Here is a 3,543-nt window from a genome sequence, read left to right as displayed (position 1 = left end):
TGTTTGTCATCAGTCTGAGCGGAAATATTTCCGCTTTTGATGAAAAGGTATGTAATAGATACCAAATAATCATTTTTACTATCCGATATCTATTACCCCTATTTTACTACTGAATAATCACAAAGAAGTTTGAACCATCTCGTAAGATATTTAAGGCGATAGCTGACGGCTTAGAATCTAAAATTTTGCGAAGTTCACCAATATTTTCAACGGCTCTGCGGTTTACACCCACAATAATATCACCTTTTCTAAAACCACGCTTTTCCGCAATTGTGCCTTTTTCAATTTTAGTAATTTCAACACCTTTAACGCCTTTCCCGTTATAGTTACTAAATTCAGCACCTTTTAACGCAGGAAGAAGTGTATTCGCACTGGTTTTGGTTTGCTCGTCTGATTGTAAAGTCACTTTTGTTTTTTCCTCTTTGCCATCACGTAAATAGGTCAATTCAATTTGTTTACCTGCACCTGTGGTTGCAACTTTGGCTCTTAATTCAGCAAAACTATGAACTTTTTGTCCATTTACACCAATAATCACATCTCCTGCTTTCAATCCTGCTTTCGATGCTGCTGAATCATTTAACACTTCACTGATAAATGCCCCTTTTTGAGCATTAACATTAAATTCTTTAGCAAGATCAGCATTTAATTCGCCACCTTTAATACCCAGTAAGCCACGCTTCACTTCCCCAAATTCTAAAATTTGTTGTACAAGGTTATTTGCCATATTACTTGGAATAGCAAAAGCAATACCTGCATTTCCACCGCTTGGCGAAATAATTGCTGTATTGATACCAATAAGTTCACCTTGTAAGTTAATTAATGGTCCACCTGAATTACCACGGTTTACTGCGGCATCAGTTTGAATGTAGCTTTCGTAGCCTTCATCACTATTACCTGTTGATCTGCCTAATGCAGAAACAATCCCTGATGTAACCGTTTGCCCTAAACCAAATGGGTTACCGATTGCAACAGTGAAATCGCCTACGCGTAATTTGTCAGAGTCTGCAATTTTAATTTCAGTAAGCTTTTCTGGTTTTTCAATTTGTAGAAGTGCAACGTCAGAAAGCGGGTCTGCACCAATCAATTTGGCTTTAAATTCACGTCCATCTTCTAATTTAACGTTGATTTTATCGGCTTTATCAATAACGTGGTTATTCGTCACTACATAGCCTTTTGCTGCATTGATAATAACTCCCGAACCTTCACCTCTAAATTGGCGTTCTCCACCACGCTCACCGAACATATCAGGTCCGAAGAAAAATTCAAATTCTTCTGGTACATTAGAACGAGTGCGTTTATTTTCTGTTTTTCCTTCAACGGCAATACTTACAACCGCAGGGCGTACTTTTTCTAACATTGGTGCTAGGCTAGGTAGTGCTTGACCATCTACTGCCGTTGGTAATGTTGCATTTGACATAGTAGGAAGAGAGAACATTCCTAATCCGAGTAATAAAGAAGCCAATAATGTTTTTTGCATTGATTTTTTCATTGATATGTTTCCTTTCTATTATTGTTGTTTCATTAAAAGTTGTGATTATTTGAATGTAGCCTAAGACATAAAAATTGTTAGATGGTTCTGATTTACTTATAGATAAGCTGATTTTTTATACAATTTGCATTATTTACCTTTACTATTTTATGTACTGTGTAACTGAATGATTGTTCAAAACGTGATCTTTGTCACATTTTTAGACAACAAGTAACATTTCTGTAATATCTTAATTTACTTTATTTATTCTACTCTCTACAATGCCTCGCCTTTTAGGTTAAATTCATTATTTATCAACATTAATTTAGGACATCTACTATGTTGTGGTTCTTATTCTGTGTTGCTGTATTAGTACTTGGTTACTTTGTATATGGCAAGATTATCGAAAAGATCTTCGTGATCAACCCGAAAAAACAAACACCTGCATATACTATGCAAGATGGTGTTGATTATATGCCAATGTCAAAAACTCGTATTTGGCTAATTCAATTATTAAACATTGCTGGAACAGGCCCGATTTTTGGCCCTATCCTTGGTGCGTTATACGGGCCAGTTGCAATGCTCTGGATCGTACTTGGTTGTATTTTTGCAGGTGCGGTACACGACTATTTCTGCGGAATGTTAAGTGTGCGTAATGGCGGTGCTTCAATGCCAAACCTTGCGGGTAAATACTTAGGTCGCCCTGTTAAAGCGTTCATCAACATTCTAGCGGTAATTTTATTATTATTAGTTGGTGTGGTATTCGTTGCAAGCCCAGCTCAATTATTAAGTACAATCACAATGGACGCATTTGGCTCAGCAGGTGGTACTTTATCGCTAAATAATGCGGAAGAAATTGCAGCATCAGCGTCTGCCGCAGTAAGCGATTTAACAGTTTGGGGAATGGATAAACCAACAGTTATTGCAGTGTGGACAACGATCATTTTCTGTTACTACATTTTAGCAACCTTACTTCCAATTGATAAAATCATCGGTAAAATTTATCCATTCTTTGGTGCATTATTACTGTTTATGTCAGTGGGTATGGTATATGGTTTAGTATCAAGCCATTTCAGTGCAACTGATCCAATCGAATTCTTCCGTACAGTAAATCAAGACGGTGCAGGCTTAACTTGGGATAAATTCTTCCAAAACTTCCAAGTGAAAGGTGATGTTCCAATTTGGCCATTACTATTCTTAACAATTTCCTGTGGTGCATTATCTGGTTTCCACGCAACACAAACTCCACTAATGGCTCGTTGTGCAGAAAATGAAAAAGAAGGTCGTTTCATTTTCTACGGTGCAATGATTGCAGAAGGTGTAATTGCGTTAATCTGGTGTATGGTTGGTTTAGCATTCTATGAAAACCCACAAGCATTACAAGATGCAATCACTGCTGGCTCTCCATCTAAAGTGGTGTATGATTCATCATTATACTTCTTAGGGTTTGTGGGCGGTATCTTTGCAGTATTAGGTGTGGTTGTATTACCAATTACATCGGGTGATACAGCATTCCGTGCAGCACGTTTAATTATTGCAGAGTTCTTCCATTTAGAACAACGTACATTAGCAAAACGTTTGTTAATTGCAGTACCATTATTTGCAGTTGGTTTCATTGTGTCTAAAATTGACTTTAGCGTATTATGGCGTTACTTCACTTGGGCAAACCAAACAACTGCAATGGTAATGTTATGGACTGCAGCAGCTTATTTATATCGCTATAACAAATTCCACTGGGTATGTACTATCCCTGCGGTATTTATCAGTGCGGTGTGCTTTACCTACCTTGCATACAATAAGATCGGTTTTGGTTTAGACTATCAATTATCGGTATATATCGGTTTAGGTTTAACAGCATTATGTTTAGTATTGTTCTTCACAATGTTAAAACCAATGGGTAAAACAGACCCTGATGCTTATGTTGATGATTCAGCAAAAGCCTAATCAACCTTAATTAAGAGTGAGAAGTTCTCCTCAGGCTGATGACAAAGCCTAATTCCTAATTTGTGGTGTAATGGACAAAATAGTTGCTGATTTACCCATTACACGTTCAAGTGGACAAAATAGTTGCTAAT

2 protein-coding genes are annotated in these 3,543 nt (G+C 37.1%); one reads left to right on the top strand and one right to left on the bottom strand.

Translation table 11 applies throughout. The features are described 5' to 3' along the window. Positions 1–106 precede the first annotated feature (106 nt). On the bottom strand, positions 107–1,489 hold the full coding sequence (locus tag A1D25_RS04995; RefSeq protein WP_157394601.1) for a DegQ family serine endoprotease: 1,383 nt from the start codon (positions 1,487–1,489) through the stop codon (positions 107–109). A 318-nt stretch (positions 1,490–1,807) separates the two neighbouring features. Here A1D25_RS04995 and A1D25_RS04990 point away from each other — a divergent pair, with 318 nt between their 5' ends. After that, complete coding sequence (locus A1D25_RS04990; protein ID WP_157394600.1) at positions 1,808–3,412, top strand: carbon starvation CstA family protein; 1,605 nt, start codon at positions 1,808–1,810, stop codon at positions 3,410–3,412. Positions 3,413–3,543: the final 131 nt, after the last annotated feature.

Source organism: Ursidibacter arcticus (genome assembly GCF_009761375.1).
Taxonomy (GTDB): domain Bacteria; phylum Pseudomonadota; class Gammaproteobacteria; order Enterobacterales; family Pasteurellaceae; genus Ursidibacter; species Ursidibacter arcticus.
This window is presented reverse-complemented; position numbering and strand designations above follow the sequence as displayed.